19 protein-coding genes and 1 tRNA gene are annotated in these 15,363 nt (G+C 65.3%); 13 read left to right on the forward strand and 7 right to left on the reverse strand.

Annotated features, from left to right (window positions below; translation table 11 throughout):
• The first annotated feature begins 48 nt into the window (after nucleotides 1-48).
• From F604_RS12425 to F604_RS0108585, 4 genes are read left to right on the forward strand one after another with little or no spacing between them, the layout of a single operon-like run.
• Complete coding sequence (locus F604_RS12425) at nucleotides 49-375, forward strand: hypothetical protein (protein ID WP_248644159.1); 327 nt, start codon at nucleotides 49-51, stop codon at nucleotides 373-375.
• 22 nt (nucleotides 376-397) lie between these two features.
• Nucleotides 398-976: a hypothetical protein gene (locus tag F604_RS0108575; RefSeq protein WP_019551296.1), complete on the forward strand. Its 579-nt coding sequence runs from the start codon at nucleotides 398-400 to the stop codon at nucleotides 974-976.
• A 29-nt stretch (nucleotides 977-1,005) separates the two neighbouring features.
• Nucleotides 1,006-1,284, forward strand: coding sequence for a hypothetical protein (locus F604_RS0108580; RefSeq protein ID WP_015717414.1), 279 nt, complete (start codon nucleotides 1,006-1,008; stop codon nucleotides 1,282-1,284).
• A complete protein-coding gene (locus tag F604_RS0108585; RefSeq protein WP_019551297.1) occupies nucleotides 1,281-1,718 on the forward strand; it encodes a DUF420 domain-containing protein in 438 nt (145 codons plus the stop codon). Before F604_RS0108580 ends, F604_RS0108585 begins: the two co-directional genes overlap by 4 nt.
• On the opposite strand, the gene minC is transcribed toward F604_RS0108585, so the two are convergent.
• From minC to deoC, 7 genes are read right to left on the reverse strand one after another with little or no spacing between them, the layout of a single operon-like run.
• Complete coding sequence (minC, locus tag F604_RS0108590; RefSeq protein WP_015717412.1) at nucleotides 1,705-2,232, reverse strand: septum site-determining protein MinC; 528 nt, start codon at nucleotides 2,230-2,232, stop codon at nucleotides 1,705-1,707. The two genes, F604_RS0108585 and minC, sit on opposite strands and share 14 nt — an antisense overlap.
• Nucleotides 2,233-2,241: 9 nt before the next feature.
• Complete coding sequence (locus tag F604_RS0108595; protein ID WP_019551298.1) at nucleotides 2,242-3,987, reverse strand: penicillin-binding transpeptidase domain-containing protein; 1,746 nt, start codon at nucleotides 3,985-3,987, stop codon at nucleotides 2,242-2,244.
• On the reverse strand, nucleotides 3,984-4,442 hold the full coding sequence (mreD, locus tag F604_RS0108600; RefSeq protein WP_019551299.1) for a rod shape-determining protein MreD: 459 nt from the start codon (nucleotides 4,440-4,442) through the stop codon (nucleotides 3,984-3,986). The genes F604_RS0108595 and mreD overlap by 4 nt, the downstream gene beginning before the upstream one ends.
• Entirely contained in the window at nucleotides 4,439-5,227 is a 789-nt protein-coding gene (gene mreC / locus F604_RS0108605; RefSeq protein WP_019551300.1) for a rod shape-determining protein MreC, read from the reverse strand. The genes mreD and mreC overlap by 4 nt, the downstream gene beginning before the upstream one ends.
• Nucleotides 5,224-5,826, reverse strand: coding sequence for a Maf family protein (locus F604_RS0108610; protein ID WP_026329087.1), 603 nt, complete (start codon nucleotides 5,824-5,826; stop codon nucleotides 5,224-5,226). Before F604_RS0108610 ends, mreC begins: the two co-directional genes overlap by 4 nt.
• Nucleotides 5,802-6,956 (reverse strand): phospholipase D-like domain-containing protein, encoded by a 1,155-nt coding sequence (locus tag F604_RS0108615; protein ID WP_026329088.1) that lies wholly within the window; start codon nucleotides 6,954-6,956, stop codon nucleotides 5,802-5,804. Before F604_RS0108615 ends, F604_RS0108610 begins: the two co-directional genes overlap by 25 nt.
• Nucleotides 6,946-7,629 carry a deoxyribose-phosphate aldolase gene (gene deoC, locus F604_RS0108620; RefSeq protein WP_019551303.1) on the reverse strand — a complete coding sequence of 228 codons (684 nt, stop codon included), beginning with the start codon at nucleotides 7,627-7,629 and terminating at the stop codon, nucleotides 6,946-6,948. The genes F604_RS0108615 and deoC overlap by 11 nt, the downstream gene beginning before the upstream one ends.
• Before the next feature lie 73 nt (nucleotides 7,630-7,702).
• Here deoC and ychF point away from each other — a divergent pair, with 73 nt between their 5' ends.
• The 9 genes from ychF to F604_RS13515 all read left to right on the forward strand — a co-directional run.
• Nucleotides 7,703-8,827: a redox-regulated ATPase YchF gene (ychF, locus tag F604_RS0108625; RefSeq protein ID WP_019551304.1), complete on the forward strand. Its 1,125-nt coding sequence runs from the start codon at nucleotides 7,703-7,705 to the stop codon at nucleotides 8,825-8,827.
• A 78-nt stretch (nucleotides 8,828-8,905) separates the two neighbouring features.
• Nucleotides 8,906-8,979 (forward strand) — tRNA-Gln (locus tag F604_RS0108630).
• Between the two features lie 43 nt (nucleotides 8,980-9,022).
• Nucleotides 9,023-9,382 carry a response regulator gene (locus F604_RS0108635; protein ID WP_019551305.1) on the forward strand — a complete coding sequence of 120 codons (360 nt, stop codon included), beginning with the start codon at nucleotides 9,023-9,025 and terminating at the stop codon, nucleotides 9,380-9,382.
• 20 nt (nucleotides 9,383-9,402) lie between these two features.
• The gene (locus tag F604_RS12055; protein WP_019551306.1) at nucleotides 9,403-11,541 is read left to right on the forward strand and encodes a transglycosylase domain-containing protein; all 2,139 of its coding nucleotides are present in this window, start codon (nucleotides 9,403-9,405) and stop codon (nucleotides 11,539-11,541) included.
• A gap of 22 nt (nucleotides 11,542-11,563) precedes the next feature.
• Nucleotides 11,564-12,319, forward strand: a complete 756-nt coding sequence (locus F604_RS0108645; protein WP_026329089.1) for an RNA methyltransferase — start codon at nucleotides 11,564-11,566, stop codon at nucleotides 12,317-12,319.
• The gene (locus F604_RS0108650; protein ID WP_019551308.1) at nucleotides 12,312-13,859 is read left to right on the forward strand and encodes a sensor histidine kinase; all 1,548 of its coding nucleotides are present in this window, start codon (nucleotides 12,312-12,314) and stop codon (nucleotides 13,857-13,859) included. The genes F604_RS0108645 and F604_RS0108650 overlap by 8 nt, the downstream gene beginning before the upstream one ends.
• A 13-nt stretch (nucleotides 13,860-13,872) precedes the next feature.
• The gene (locus tag F604_RS0108655) at nucleotides 13,873-14,364 is read left to right on the forward strand and encodes a low molecular weight protein-tyrosine-phosphatase (protein ID WP_019551309.1); all 492 of its coding nucleotides are present in this window, start codon (nucleotides 13,873-13,875) and stop codon (nucleotides 14,362-14,364) included.
• Complete coding sequence (locus tag F604_RS0108660) at nucleotides 14,342-15,130, forward strand: fructosamine kinase family protein (RefSeq protein WP_019551310.1); 789 nt, start codon at nucleotides 14,342-14,344, stop codon at nucleotides 15,128-15,130. The genes F604_RS0108655 and F604_RS0108660 overlap by 23 nt, the downstream gene beginning before the upstream one ends.
• 123 nt (nucleotides 15,131-15,253) lie before the next feature.
• Nucleotides 15,254-15,363, forward strand: a 110-nt coding sequence (locus F604_RS13515) for a transposase (RefSeq protein ID WP_211209617.1), incomplete at its 3' end; no start/stop codon positions are given.

Raw genomic sequence — 15,363 nt, forward strand, 5'->3', positions numbered from 1 at the left:
GCCCCTTCCTTTGGCCTGTCTGCTCAGGTAGCGGCTGGAGCGACCCAGGTGCTTGGCCCCTTGGATCTGCGGGCATCCGCCAGCATCTTCTTCGTAAACCTCCCCTCAGGGTCCATCACCGGCTTCGGTGTGGCGGCGGATGTCCTCTTCCCCCTTCCCCTAGAGACGGCTCCTCTGCGCCTGGATGTGGGGGTGGGCTTGGGCCTAGTGGGAGTCGGGGGACTCACTGATTTCGGTGCCCGGGCCCTCGTGGGTCTTGAATTTCCCATCCAAGGCCCCCTGAGCGTACGTTTAGAGCCTACTCTCAGCTATTCCTTCAACTCCCAGCAGTTTGCTTTTGGGGCCAACCTCGGCCCTCGGGTGTACCTGCGCTAAGGTCTAGCTTAGGATAGAGGGGATGCTTAGGCATCCCCCTTTGGTTTTTCTCCTTGTCTTCCTCACCGCCTGCGCCCGGCCGGACACGGAGCCGCCCCAGGTGGGCTTGGTGACCCCCCTGGGGGGTGGGGTGGCGCCGGGGAGAAGCCTGGTGGCGGAGGGCTACGCCTTTGACCCCTCGGGGGTGGTGAGCGTGCGGGCGAACGGACAAGAGGTCCTTTCCTCTGGGGAGGTGGGTAAGCGGCTGGCTCAGTTTCGCTTCCGCCTGCAGGCCCCGGCCTCCGGGAAGGTGGAGCTTCTCCTGGAAGCGGAGGATGCCCGGGGAAACCGGGGGGAAAAGCGGGTCCCCCTGGTGCTGGATGCAGCGCCTCCCCGCATCGTGGTGGAGCGGGTGGAGCGGGAGGGGAGCTTGTACCGGGTTTATGGAAGGGTGGAGGACAACGTCCAGGTGGACCGGGTGGTGGTGCGGGTAGGCGGTCGTTTTAATCCCCTTTCCCTTCCCAAGGAGGCCACGGTGGCCTTTTCCGCGGAGGTGCCGGCCGGGGCTGTGCTGCTTGCGGTGGACGCCGCTGGAAACCGCACCAGCCGGCGCATTCCCTAGGGGCAGGGTGTGGTACACTCCTGGGGGCTATGAGGCCTAACGGCGATACCTTGGCGGACTTGGCCCGGGCGTTGAGGGGAACTTCCCTCGAGGCCAGCCAGGTTCCCAGGTTCCGCGAGATCGTCAGGCTTCTCCACCGGCTTCCCCCAGGGCGGGAGCGGGATGGACTTTTGGCCGTGGCCTACCTTAGGCTGTACCAGCTATTGGGCCAGGAGGAGGATTTCCTCAGGGGTTATAGCTATGCGCGCACGGCGAAGCTGGAGCCCGTTCGGCTTCTGGGTGAGCGGCTAGGGGAGGGAAAGCGGTGAAGGAGCTTTTGGGTTTCCTGGCGGTTTGGAGCATCGTGCTTTCCGGGTTGGCCCTGGTGACGGGGGTCGTCCTGATCAAGAAGGGGAACAGGGTGGCCCACCATCGGGCCATGTTGACGGCCACTTCCTTGGCCCTCCTTTTCCTGGTGTTCTATCTTGCCAAGTGGGCCCTTTACGGCACCACCGCCTACGGGGGGCCGGAGGCCTGGCGGGGGGCTTACTACCTCCTCCTCATCACCCACACCCTTTTGGCCGCCATCAACGGCCCCTTGGCCCTTTACGTGATCTGGAGGGCTTTTAGGGGGGAGTTCATCCTGCACAAGCGTTGGGCCAGGGTGTTGGTGCCCATTTGGCTGTATGTGGCTGTATCGGGTTGGGTTATTTACCTGGTGCTGAAGCGCTACGGGGTGGAGACAGGCACTATCGCTTTCTAGCAGGCTCCACCACGATCTTTCCTTCCTGGACCCGGGCGATCTCGGGGCTCTGGGTGTCCTGTTCCTCTGGTGCCTGGGCCAAGTGGGCGCCGATGCGCACCTGCTTGGCGGCCAGCTCCAGGGCGAAGATGAAGCGCTCCTCGTCCCCACCAGCGCCGGCATGGGCGAGGCCGCGCAGCTTGCCCACCACGATGACATCCCCTCCCGCCACCACCTCGGCCCCGGGGTTCACGTCGCCCAGAACCACCACGGTGCCGGGGTGCTCCACCCGTTCGCCGGAACGCAGGGTCTTGCTGAGGACCAGGGTGCCGGCGGGAAGGCGGTTTCTGGGAGGGATCAGGGTAAGGGGCCGGCCTAGCTCCAGGAGGGCTTCCAGCACCTTTCCGGATACAGGCCCGGCCACCTCCACCTCGAGGGGAAGGTCTTCGGGCAGCTTGAGGTTCTGGATTTCTTCCGGGGTTTCGCCCCCATCCAGGCGCAGGGCTAAGGCTTTGGGGGTGGCGCGGAGGCGCATGACGCTATTCTACCTGGCCTGGGCTTCCTCCACCTGCCAGTAGGCGGCCATGACCTTGCGCACCGCAGGAAGGGCCACGCGGCTTCCCTCTCCCCCGTTTTCAAAGAAGGCCACCACCACCAGGGGAGGGTAGGGGGAGCCAGGTTCAGCGGGGCCGTAACCCATGTACCAGGCGTGCTCGAGGCCTGCCCGCTTGCCTGGGGTTTCCGCGGTGCCGGTTTTGCCGCCGGTGGGCACGGGAAAGCTCCCGAGGATATGGCGGGCGGTACCCTCCTTCACGGTCTTTCGTAGGCCCTCTTGAAGGATTGTCCAGAAACGTCCGGGAATCGGTTCAAGACGGGGTTTCACCTCCCTTGGGCCGAGGCGTTTGACCAGGTGGAGGGTGGGTTTCTCTCCGCTGTTGACGAGGGTGGAGAGCATCCGGGCCACCTGGGCTGGGGTGGTGAGGACGGGGCCCTGCCCGATGGCCAGGGAAAGGGTTTCCCCCGGGTACCAGGGCTCTTTGAAGGCCTCCCGCTTCCATACCCGGGTGGGGAGAAGCCCCGTTCGCTCGGCGATTTCCAGCCCGGTAGCTTCCCCTAGGCCCAGAAGGCGGGCCCTCGCCGCCAGGCGGTCCACCACCCCCAGGGGGTCCTGGGCCACCGCCTGGTAGTACCAGGTGTTGCAGCTCCAGGCGATGGCCTCCTTGACCGTCATGGGACCCATATCCCGGGTGGCCCAGTTGCGGCGCACCTGGCCTCCAAAGACGATGTAGGGGCTGCACCGGAAGGCGGTGGAGGGGCTCACGTACCCCTCTTCCAGAAGGGTGTAGCTGGTAGCCAGCTTGAAGGTGGATCCTGGAGTGTAGGGTTGCACCGCCCGGTTCAGAAGGGGAAGGTCCTTGTCCTTAAGAAGGGTCTGGACCTCCTGGGGTACGGGCCGCTTGGCGAAAAGGCTCGGATCGAAGGATGGGGCGCTGGCCATGGCCAGAACCTCTCCCGTTTTGGGATTCAGGGCCACGATGGCTCCCTTGACCCGGGTGGCGGGGGGAAGACCCTTGGACCTCCGCCCGGCGTTGATGTCGGCCAGGGCTTCCTCCAGGGCCTTTTCCGCCACTCGCTGGAGGTCCAGGTCCAGGGTGAGGACCACATCCTGCCCCGGGGTGGGTTCCTCCAGGATGGTTTCCCTGAGGCGCTCGCCCCGGACGTTGACCTCCACCGCCTTCACCCCGCGCTTGCCCCGGAGGTAGGCCTCGAGGGCAGCCTCGAGGCCTGCCTGGCCCACTTGCTCGTCGGGGCTATATCCCCGCTTCACCTGCTCGGCATTGGCCTGGAGCACATACCCCAGGACGGGGCCCGAGATGGGGTTAGGGTAGGAGCGCTCGATGCGCTCCACCAGCTTGAGGTTCTTCTGCCCAGCGGCGATCTCCGCCAGGGTGGGAAGGAGGTGTTCGGGTACCCCTGCCTTGAGGACCGTGGGGCCTTGGACCTTGGGGAGTTCCTTCAGGCCCAGGAGGGGGAGGAGCCTTTCCTTGAAGGCCACCTCGCCCCCCTCGTACACCAGGTCCACCACCAGCCGGTCCTGGGCGATCACCCGCCCCTTGCGGTCTAGGATGCGGCCCCTGGGGGCCGGGATGCCCTCGGTTTTGAGGTAGTTGCCCTGGCTCCTCAGAGCGTATTTCTCGTGTTCCAATACTTGAAGCTGCCAGGCCCTGAGGGCCAGGAGGCCGAAGGCCAAGAGAAAGAAGAACATGAGGGCGTAAAGCCGGCTGGTCATGGTCGTCGGGGGGAGGACAGAAACCGCCAGGCCAAGAGGGCGAAGGGAAGGGTGAAAAGCCCCTCGAGGAGGAGGTCCAAAAGGCTTAGGGGAGGAAGCTCGAGGCGGAGCCAGTAGGCCACCAGGAAGTAGCCCGCCCACTTGGCCAAAAAGGCCCACAGAAAGGAAAAGAGAACCCCAGGGGTCTCTCCCGGGGCCAGGCGGCGGCTTGCCGCATAGAAGGCGTAGCTGGCGCTCAGGAGCCCCACCGCATGGAGGCCCAACAGCCCGTAGCCCAAGAGGTCCTGCACAAGCCCAAGGAAAAAGGCCCAAGGGAGGCCCAGGTAATAGGGAAGGCTACGGGCATAAAGGAGGGCCAGGACCAGGAAGAGGTCCGGGGCCATGAGCCCCGCAGGCCACAGCGCTCCCAAGAGCCCCGATAAAAAAAGAGTCAAGAAGAGGAGAAGCCAGATCATAAGGGCCTCAGCACGATGACCTCCTCCAGAAGGGAGAGCTCCACCAAGGGCTTAACCCACGCCCGTTGCTTAAGGCCTCCTTGGATGCGTTCCACCCGTTCCACCCGGCCCACGGGGATGCCGTCGGGGAAAAGGCCCAAGGGGGCGCCCGTGAGAAGCAGGTCTCCCGGGACTACCCTTACCGTGGGGGGGAACTCCGCCGCCAGCAGGTTTGGCGGAACGCCCCGGGCAATGCCGCGTCCGGGGGCCTTTTCCGGCCGGACCCCCACCTGGCTTTCCGGATCCAGGAGGGTGCGCACCAGGGCCCGGCGTTCCTCCACCTCCACGATGAGGCCCACAAGCCCTTCAGGGGCGGTTACGGGCATGCCGGGTCGGAGGCCATCCCGCTCCCCTAGGCCCAGGATCAGGCGGCGGTAAAGGCCGGAGAGGTCCTCCCCCACCACCGGGGCCACCGCCACCACCCCGGGGGCCTGCGAGGCCTGCACCTTGAGAGCCCGGGAAAGGCGTTCCACCTCGAGGCGAAGCCTTCGATTCTCGCTTTCCAGCTGGGCGAGCTGGGCCTTCAGGGAGCGGTTTTCCCCGTAGAGGTCCTGGCGGTTCAGCAGAATGGCGGAGGCAGCCCTCAAGTTCTGCCCTAGGCGGTGGCCCAGGGCGGGCAGGGGAGCGGTGAGGGGGGAAAGGGTGAGGGAAAGGCGGGGGGCAAGGGGGCGCGTTAGGGCCGCCATCGCCAGGCCCAAGGCCAGGAGGAGGAGGAAGATCCCCCGTCGCAAGGCCACTTCCCTCACGGCCTGAACCCCCTTTCCCAGAGGAGGGCGAAGACCCGGGCCACGGGCAGGCCCACCACCGTGTAGAAATCCCCCTCGATTCCCTCCAGGAGGGCCATTCCCAGGCCTTGGGCCCCGTAGCCCCCTGCCTTGTCCAGGCCTTCGCCGCTCTGCACGTACCAGGCGATTTCTTCTTCGGAAAGGTTGCGGAAGCGGACCCGGGTGGTGTGCACCTCCACCACCAAATCCTGAGGGGTGCGCAGGTAGATGGCGGTGTGGACCAGGTGGGTTCTCCCGGAGAGGAGGCGGAGGAAGAGGTGGTTTTCCACCCCATCCCTGGGTTTACCGAGGACCTGGCCGTCCAGGTCCACCACGGTATCCGCCGCCAGCACCCACTCCCCCGGCACCTCCTCCCCTTTGCGCCGGGCCAGGGCTAGGGCCAGCTCCCTGGGGTCTTGGGGAAGGTCTTCCCCAGCTTCCTCCACCCTTGGGGGCACCACCTTAAGGGGGAAGCCCAGGGCCTCGCTGCTTCGCGTAGCGAACAATGCCTCGAGGAGAGCCCTGCGCCTGGGGCTTCCCGAGGCCAGGGTCAGCACTAAAGGGGTTGCCCTTCCCGCCATAAGCTTAGGATCTCCTCCCGGTAGCGTTCCGCCAGGGCGGGGCTTTGCAGGATCAGAAGGTTCTCGTTGTTCACCTGCCAGGCCCTGGCGGTGAAGTTGTAGCTTCCCGTGATCACAAAGGTACCGTCGATCACCATCACCTTGTGGTGGAGGGTGTAGGGGTTGCCGTCCTTCCGTACCGCCACGCCGGCCCGCAGGAGGTCCTCTTCCCGGCTATCCCCAAGGTTGCGGGTTTCCAACAGGACCTGCACCCCCACCCCTCTCTTCTGGGCCTGGACCAGGGATTCCACCACCCCCCGGTCCGTGAGCACGAAGGCCGCCACCAGGATTTCTTTCCTGGCAGCCCTGAGCCTTTCCAGAAGAGCCTCCCGGCCCAGCGCACCCCCTTTGGGGCTGAAGTAGGCGGTGCCCTCGGCCGGTATGCCCTTTTCCGGGGAAAGGTGGAAGGCAACTGGTTTTCCTAGGCCTTCCTTGGTGCCCTCGAAGAGGGCGGTGAACTCCCCGGCATAGCCTTGGGCCAGGGTGGAAGAAGGCAGGAGGAGGCTGTTTTCGTTGTTCCGGGCGAAGGCATTCCAGGTCATGTTGGCGCTTCCCGTCCAGACCGCCTGCCTGTCCACCACCAAGAACTTGTGGTGCATGAAGCCTCCCCGTTCGTCAAAGCACACAGGGATCCCCACGATCTCCTCGCAGTCCAGGGACAAAGGCCGGATGCGCTCCCGTAGGGCCGCCTGGGGTATGCGGGGAGTTTCCCCTTGCTGGCCCAAGGCCCCACCCACCAGGTAGCGGCGGAAGTCGTTTCGGTAATCGCTTTCCCCGTAGAGCCTTACCCTCACCCCCCGCTCCTTGGCCCTGAGTAAGGCCTTGGCGATCTCCAGGTCGCGAAACTCGTAGAAGGCCCCATCCAGGCTTTCCTTGGCTCCGTCCATGAGGGCGATGAGCCGGGCCTTGGCAGCCTCCCCTTCCCGGGGCATGAAGTAGACCTCCACGCCCCCTGCTTCCGCCTGTGGGGGAGGTGGGGGGAGGCCTGGACGGAGCTCCTGGAAAAGCCAAAGGAGGAGGATGACCAGGAGTATTAAATACCCGGGAACCCCGGCCAGGGTGGGCCTTTTCCGCCGTCTTTTAGTACCCATCCCCATCTTCCCCCTTCACCAGGGCCACCCCACTGGAGGTACCCAGCCGGGTGGCCCCCGCCTCGAGGAGCTTGATGGCGGTTTCCCGGTTGCGGATGCCGCCTGCGGCCTTGACCTGGGCCCGGCCCCGGGCCACCCTTACCAGGAGCTCCACGTCCTCCAAGCTGGCCCCCCGGGGTCCAAAGCCGGTGGAGGTTTTCAGGAAGTCGGCCCCGCCCTGGATGGCCGCCTCGGCCAGGTTTTCAAGATAGCCCCTACGGGGCTGACCCTGGGCTTCAGGGGTGAAGTAGCCTGTTTCCAGGATCACCTTGAGCACCGCCTTGGGTGCTGCCTGGCGCACGGTGCGGACTTCTTCCTCGATATAGGCGTAATCCCCAGCCGAGGCCCGGCCCAGGTGGATCACCATATCCACCTCATCGGCTCCCTGGGCGAGGGCCAAGGCTGCCTCGAGGGCCTTGACTTCCTTGGCCTGGTAGCCCAGGGGAAAGCCCACCACGGTTACCAGGCGAAAGGGAGCATGGGGGTAACGCTCCCGCACCAGGGGGACATAGGATGGAGGGATGCAGAGGCCGAAAAACCCGTGTTCCAGGGCTTCCTCCGCCACCTTCAGGATTTCCTCCGGGGTGGCGGTGGGTTTTAAGAGGGTGTGGTCAATGTGGGCGGCCAGGTCCATACCCTGCCATCATACGCAAGGGATGTGATAGGATGAAAAGAGGCCCCTTGGTGGGGCTTTTTTTGAGGTTGAGATGCTGGCTGTGGGAATCGTCGGTCTACCCAACGTGGGCAAGTCCACCCTCTTTAACGCCCTAACCCGGGCACAGGCTTTGGCGGCCAACTACCCCTTCGCCACCATCGACAAGAACGTGGGCGTGGTATCCCTGGAGGACGAAAGGCTTTACGCCTTGCAGGAGGTATTTGCCAAGGGGGATCGCAAGCCTCCGGTTGTCCCCACTCATGTGGAGTTTGTGGACATCGCGGGCCTGGTCAAGGGAGCCCACAAGGGGGAAGGCCTGGGCAACCAGTTTCTGGCCCACATCCGCGAGGTGGCGGCCATCGCCCACGTGCTCCGGTGCTTTCCCGATCCCGATGTGGTGCACGTGATGGGCCGGGTGGATCCCCTGGAGGATGCGGAGGTGGTGGAAACCGAGCTTCTCCTGGCCGATCTCGCCACCTGGGAAAGGCGGCTTGAGCGGCTTAGGAAGGAGGCCCGGGCCAACCGGGACCTGGCCCCCACCCTCGAGGTGGCGGAGGCCCTTTACACCCACCTGCAAGGGGGAAAGCCCGCCCGCACCTTCCTCTTAAACGGAGAGCAGGGAGAGGATGCCGAGCTTCGCCGCCTGCTTAAGGAAACCCCCCTCCTCACCGCCAAGCCGGTGATCTACGTGGCCAACGTGGGTGAGGAGGACCTACCCGAGGGGGAGGGCAACCCCCATGTGCAGGCGGTGCGGGAAAGGGCCAAGGCCGAGGGGGCCGAGGTGGTGGTGGTTTCCGCCCGGCTGGAGGCGGAGCTGGCCGAGCTTTCCCCAGAGGAGGCACGGGAGCTTCTCGCCGCCTACGGCTTAAGGGAAAGTGGCCTCCAGCGCCTGGCCCAGGCGGGGTATAGGGTCCTTGGCCTCATCACCTTCTTTACCGCCGGGGAGAAGGAGGTGCGGGCTTGGACGGTGCGCCGGGGAACCAAGGCCCCGGAGGCGGCGGGGGAGATCCACTCCGACATGGAGAAGGGCTTCATCCGGGCTGAGGTCATTCCCTGGGACAAGCTGGTGGAGGCTTCTGGATGGGCCAGGGCCAAGGAAAGGGGTTGGGTGCGCCTCGAGGGAAAGGAGTACCAGGTGCAGGATGGGGATGTCCTTTACATTCTCTTCAACGTGTAAAGGGGGTTTGACGGCGGGCGCGCTTTGCCCTACAATCCCTCTTGGTTGCCTTGCTGGTTGGGGCAAGCACCTTGGCGCTGGGGCGTCGTCTAATGGCAGGACAGCGGACTTTGGATCCGCCGGTCGTGGTTCGAGTCCACGCGCCCCAGCCAGATTTTTCACACCGCTTTCGCACTCCCAGAATAAACTGGCCCCGTGGCGTCGGATTATCCGGGCCTTCTCCTATTAAGCCGCAACGAGGCCCTACGGGCCTACGTGGACCTGGTTCTCTCGGAGCGGGATGTGCCTGTACGCCACTTTAACCTGGCCCGGGAAGGCCTCTTTTGGCTGTTGGACCACACGCCCAGGTATGTGCTTTTGGACCAGGATCTGGACGTGGATCCCTTTGCCGTGGCCGCGCGCATCCGGCATGTGCGCCGGCTTAAGGAGGTGCCCTTGGCGGTGCTCATAGAGCCCACCGAAAAGCTTAGGACTACCGCCGAGGTGGTGCGAGTGATGGCCATAGAAAAACCCCTCACCCGGGACAAGCTATTCCGCTTTTTGGGTTTAGGGTAGGCCCATGTAAACTGAGGGCCGTGCGGGTGCTCCGCTTCCTCCTCCTGTCCCTGGCCGGACTTCTTGCGGGCGCAGGCCTGGCCCTGGGGTATCTGGCGTACGCCTACACCCGCCAGCTTCCCGACCTCTCCCAGTTTGATCGGCTGCGCCTCACCGCCACCTCCACCCTCTACGCCCGGGACGGCACCCCCTTGGCCCAGATCGCCAGCGTGGAGGAGGGAAGGGCCATCCACCGGAGCCTGGTGCGGCTTTCTGAGGTTTCCCCGGCGGCGGTGGCGGCGGTGGTTTTTTCGGAGGACCGCCGGTATTTCCAGCACTATGGAGTGGATTTCGTGCGCCTTCTAGGGGCTCTCTACGCCATCCTTCGGGGAGATCTTCAGGGGGGGAGCACCATCACTACCCAGGTGATCAAAAACACCCTCCTCAAGGAGCTGGCTCAGGCCCGTTCCCTGGAGCGCAAGTTCAAGGAGTGGGCCCTGGCCCTCGAGCTGGAGAGGCGCTACACCAAGGCGGAGATCCTGGAGATGTACCTGAACGTGGTGCCCTGGGGAGGCAACGCCGTGGGCATCAAGGGGGCGGCGGAAGCCTATCTCGGTAAGGACCCTGCTGCCTTGACCCTGGCAGAAGGCCTCTATTTGGCCTCCTTGATCCCGGCTCCCAACGCCCGCTACCAGGACCTGAAGGGGGTGCGGGAGCGGATGCGCCTGCTTCTGGACCAGATGGTGGCCGAGGGCTGGGTGAGCCCGGAGGTGGCCGAGGCTGCCTGGCGGGAGCCCCTTGCCCCCAAGGGGTGGGAGGTGCGCTACGACGGGGAGGGAAACCTCCTGGAGGCCAGGCTGGTGGATCCCGAGGCCCGCATCCTCAGGCAGCTGGACTACCGGATGGCCCCCCATTTCGTCCTCGAGGTGCGCCGCTTCCTCGAGGCCCGCTTCGGGAAGGAAAAGGTCTACGGCGAGGGGGGGCTTAAGGTGTACACCACCTTGGACCCAGCCATGCAACGGGCGGCGGAGGCCGCGGCCAAGGGAGCCAGGCTGCCGGAGGGGGCGGAGCTGGCCATCGTGGGCCTGGATCCCGAAACGGGGGAGGTGCTGGCCCTGGTGGGGGGGGTAAGGCGGGAGGGGGATGAGTACAACCGGGCCACCCGGGCCCTGCGCAACCCCGGGAGTGCGGTGAAACCCTTTGTCTACGCCACCGCCTTGGAGGAGGGTTGGACCCAGGCCACCTTGGTTCCCGATCGCCCCCTGGAGTTTCCCGATCCCAGCCAGAAGGGAGGGGTATGGCGGCCCAAGAACTTCTCCGGCACCTTTCTTAACCGGGAGATCACCGTGCGCTATGCCTTGGACCTCTCCCTCAACCTGCCCGCCATCTACACCGCCCAGGCCATAGGGGTGGAGAAGGTGGCGAGAAAACTGTCCCAGGCGGGTTTTGCGGTGAAGTATCCCACCCTGGCCATCGCCATCGGGGGAGCCTCCATCACCCCGGTGGACCTGGCGGCGGCCTATGCCGCCTTTGCCAACGGGGGTTACCGGGTTACTCCCATCTACGTGAAGCGGGTGGAGGATGCCCAAGGGCAGGTGCTTTACCAGGCTCTTCCGGAACGGCAGCGCCTCTTTGATCCCCAGGTGGCCTACCAGGGGTGGGACCTCCTGAAGGGATATGTCTACGACCTGGGGGAAAAGGGTCTGGCCAAAGGGGCCCGCATCCCCGGGCGGGTGGTGGGGGGAAAGACCGGCACCACCAACGAGGCCCGGGACCTGTGGTTTGCCGGGGTGACTCGAGGGCTTTCCGCAGTGGTCTGGGTGGGCCGGGATGACAACAAGCCCTTGCGCATGGGAGGGAGGGAGCCTTCCAGCTCCGTGGTCAACCCCCCCATCTGGCGGGAGTTCGTGGCGGGGGCCCTGAGGGGAAGGCCTGGAGGGGATTTCCCCCCGCCTGCAGGCCTGGTGCAGGTGGGGATGGATCTCCTCTCAGGCCAGCCTTCCCAGGAAGGGGTAAAGGTCTGGTTCCCCCAGGGGAAGGTACCCGTGCTTCCCCTGCAGGCTTCGCCCTCGGAGGGAACGGGGCTTCTTCAGGAAGCCCCCCCGGCTGGGGTGGCGCCTACGGACTACCCTCCGGGTTCTAACGAGGAGGCTTCCCCTACTCCCCCACCTGGGCAGTGAGGACCTCGAGGAGGAGGCTGTGCTGGAACGCGTGCGCATCGTTTTGGTGGAACCCCAGGAGCCCATGAACGTGGGGGCGGTGGCCCGGGCCATGCGGAACTTTGGCCTTTCGCGGCTTTACCTGGTGAATCCCTCGCCCCGGGTGGGCCCTCCGTGGGCCCGGGAGGCCTACTGGCTGGCGGTGCATGCCGAGGAGGTGCTGGACCGGGCGGTGGCGGTGGGAAGCCTTGGGGAGGCCCTCCAGGGGGTGAGCTTCGTGGTGGCCACCACGGGAAGGCCCCGGGAACTCTACCCGGCCCCGGTGGTGACGGCCCGGGAGGTGCCGGCCCACGTGCTTTCCATAAGGGGAGAGGTTGCCCTGGTCTTTGGCCGGGAAACCTTTGGGCTCACCAACGAGGAGCTGGACCTGGCCCACCTCATCGGTACCATCCCCACCGCTCCCGAGCAGCCTTCCTTGAACCTGGCCCAGGCGGTGGTGGTCTTTGCCTACGAGCTTTACCAGGCCTGGTTGCAGCAGGGCAGTACGGTATCCCAGGGGGAACTGGCGGATGTGGCGGCCCTCGAGGGATTCTTCGCCGATTTGGGGCGGTATGTGCTGGAGATCGGGTTCACCGACGAACACCGCCACCCTTACGCCATGCGCCGCCTGCGGCGCATCTTCCACAAGGCCCAGCTTTCCCCTGGGGAGGTGCAGCTTCTCAGGGGGCTTCTGCATCAAAGCCGGTATGCGGTAGCCTCCGCCCTGAAAAAGGAGGGTACGAAGGGGAAGGATGGCTAGCCACAGCCTTTACCGATTGGTGCGCCTGGCCCAGCGGCTTTTGCCGCCCCTGATCGCCTCGGTGGTGGTGGTCTTTGAGCTGGCCCTTCTGCCCTACCGGCACGTGGATAGCCTCCTCTGGCTACGGCTTGGCTTTTACGGCCTGGTGGGGCCTCTGGTCACCTATGCGGTGCTGGAGTGGATCGCCCAGGAAACCCTGGAGAAGGTGCGGGCGGGAAGGGCTTTGGAGGAGGCTAACCGCCGCCTTTTGGCGGCAGGGCGGGTGTTCCGCGAGGCCTTGGAGAGCGAGAACCTGGAGGAGGCGGTCTCCCGCATCGCCCGGGCTTTGGGGGAGACCCTGGGGTACCCTGTGGCCCTCGAGGCCGAGGGGGTCCATGCCGGGGAGGAATGCGGGGGGATGCGGGTGGAGCTTCCGGGTTTGAAAGGGTACCTGGAAGCCTGCCCTCCGGAGCCGGAACGGGTGTTTTTGGAGGTGCTGGCCCACGAGGTGGCCGGGGCCCTGCAATCCGTGGTGGCCCGAAGCCGGGACCGCCTCACCCTCTTTGAGGTGGACCAGGCCCTCAAGGCGGAGGCCAACCTGGACCGCCTCCTGGAAGGGCTTCTGGAGCGGATCCAGGCCTGGGCGGAGGCGGAGGGGGGTGGGGTTCTCCTGATGGACGAGGAGGGGTTTTTGGTACCCCGGGTGGTGCGGAACCTGGCCCTGCCCTCCCATCCCTTCCTGCCGGATGGCGTTTGGAAGGGGAGCCTCGAGGGGCCGGTGTTCGTGGATGAGGAAACCCTGGCCCTGCCCCTAAAGGCCAGGGAGACGGTGGGGGTGCTGGTCCTTAAGGGCAAGGGCCTTTCCCGGCGGATTCCTTTCCTCTCCTTCCTGGCCTCCCAGGTGGCCTTGGCGGTGCGCAACGCCCAGGCGTACCTCAGGGCGGAGGAGCTGGCCATCAACGAGGAGCGCACCCGCATCGCCCGGGAGATCCACGACGGCATTGCCCAGAGCCTGGCCTTCATGGCCTTGAAGCTGGATCTGGCGGAGAGGCTTCTTGCCAAGGACCAGGAGGCGGCCCTGAAGGCCTTGGCCGAGGTGAAGGAGACCCTGAGGGCGCAGATCCGGGAGGTGCGCCGGAGCATCTTCGCCCTGAGGCCCATCGACCTGGAGCGCTACGGCTTCCTGGAATCCGTGCGCCGCTACGCCCAGGCCTTTGCCGAGCAGGCGGGCTTTCGGGTGCAGCTTGCCTTGCCGGAGGGAGTGGGGCTTTCCCAGGCCAGCGAGCTGGTCCTCTTCCGGGTTCTGCAGGAGGCCCTCACCAATGCCGCCAAGCACGGCAAGCCCAGCCGGGTGGAGGTGGAACTCCTCCCCTTGCGGGAGCGGGGGGCGCGGCTGGTGGTGCGGGACAACGGGAAGGGGTTCCAAAACGCCGAGGCCCAGGGCTTAGGTGGGTTTGGCCTCACGCAGATGCGGGAGCGGGTGGAGGCCCGGGGTGGGCGCTTCCAGGTGCGTTCGGAGCCGGGAAAGGGTACGGAGGTGGTGGCGGAGGTTCCTTACTGAGGACCTGCTTATCATGGGAGGCATGGACCGTCCCGTACGGGTGCTTTTTGTCTGCTTGGGGAATATCTGCCGAAGCCCCATGGCGGAAGGAGCGTTCCGCAAACTCATCCGGGAGCGGGGCCTCGAGGCCCGGTTTGAGGTGGATTCCGCCGGCACGGGGGCTTGGCACGCCGGGGAGCCCATGGATCCCCGGGCCCGCAAGGTGCTGGAGCGGGAAGGGGCCTACTTTCCCCATGTGGCCCGGCAGATGACCCGGGAGGATGCCCTCCACTACGACCACATCCTGGTGATGGACCGGGAGAACCTGGTGGAGGTGCAAAGGCGTTTCCCCGAGGCCAGGGAGAAGGTCCACCTCCTCCTGGACTACCTGGGCGGGGGGGAGGTGCCGGACCCGTACTACGGGGACCTGGAGGACTGCCAAGAGGTCTACTGGATGGTGGAAGCGGCTGCCAGGGCTTTCCTGGACCGCCTTTTGGGGGAGGATGGACCCCAGGAAACTTCTTGAACGGGCGGGGCTTGAGGCCAAGGGTGTGCCTCAGTCCCTCTACGGTGGGGATATTTCCCGGGTATACCGCCTGGGGGCCTATGTGGTGAAGCTTGCGCCGAACCCACCTTTAGGCCTCTTCCCCGCGGAAGCCCAGGGGCTTAAGGCCCTGGCCGAGCGGGGGGTGCGGGTGCCCCGGGTATTCTTTGCCTCGGAAGAGGGATTGATCCTGGAATATCTGCCGGAAGGACCACCCGATTGGGAGGGCCTGGCCCGCATGTTGGCGGGGCTACACCGCCAGCGCGAAGCGGTTTACCGGGCCGAGGCGGGGTTTTTGGGCACCTTTCCCCTGCCGGGCGGGGAGGGGAGGGAGTGGACGGAGTTCTTCTTTTCGCGGCGCATAGAGCCTCTCTTGCAGGCCACTTGGGACCGCCTCGAGGGCCTTGGTCCCAGGGTGGAAGCCCTCTTTCAGAGGCCCCTGCCCGCCGAGGGGCCTGCACCCCTGCACGGGGATCTTTGGCACGGCAACCTTCGGTTTACCCCGGAGGGACCTGCCCTCTTGGATCCTTCCTTTTTCGTGGGGGAGCGGGGGGTGGACCTGGCCATGATGCGCCTATTCGGAGGGTTTCCCAAAGTTTTCTGGCAGGCTTACCAGGCACTATACCCCATTCCGGAGGAGGTGGAGGAGGCCCTGCCCCAGTACCAGGTCTACTACCTCCTGGCCCACGTGCACTTCTTCGGCAAGGGCTACCTCGGCTCCCTATGGAAGGCGATTTCCGCCTCTTAGAAAAAAGAGGGGGTGTGGGGGAGCTATAATCCCCCGGTTTTTAAACCGGGGATACATGGACTCCCCCACGTGCTCCGAAGGAGCACATAGCATAGTGGGCAGCGGATATGCTATCATATGCATATGCCCCAGGAGCGCACTACACGCCATTCGCATTACAACTTGAACTACCATTTTGTGTTCACCCCCAAGTATCGCAGGCATCTTTTTCATGGCGCAGTGCGGGAAAAGTT

This window comes from Thermus scotoductus DSM 8553 (genome assembly GCF_000381045.1).
GTDB lineage: Bacteria > Deinococcota > Deinococci > Deinococcales > Thermaceae > Thermus > Thermus scotoductus.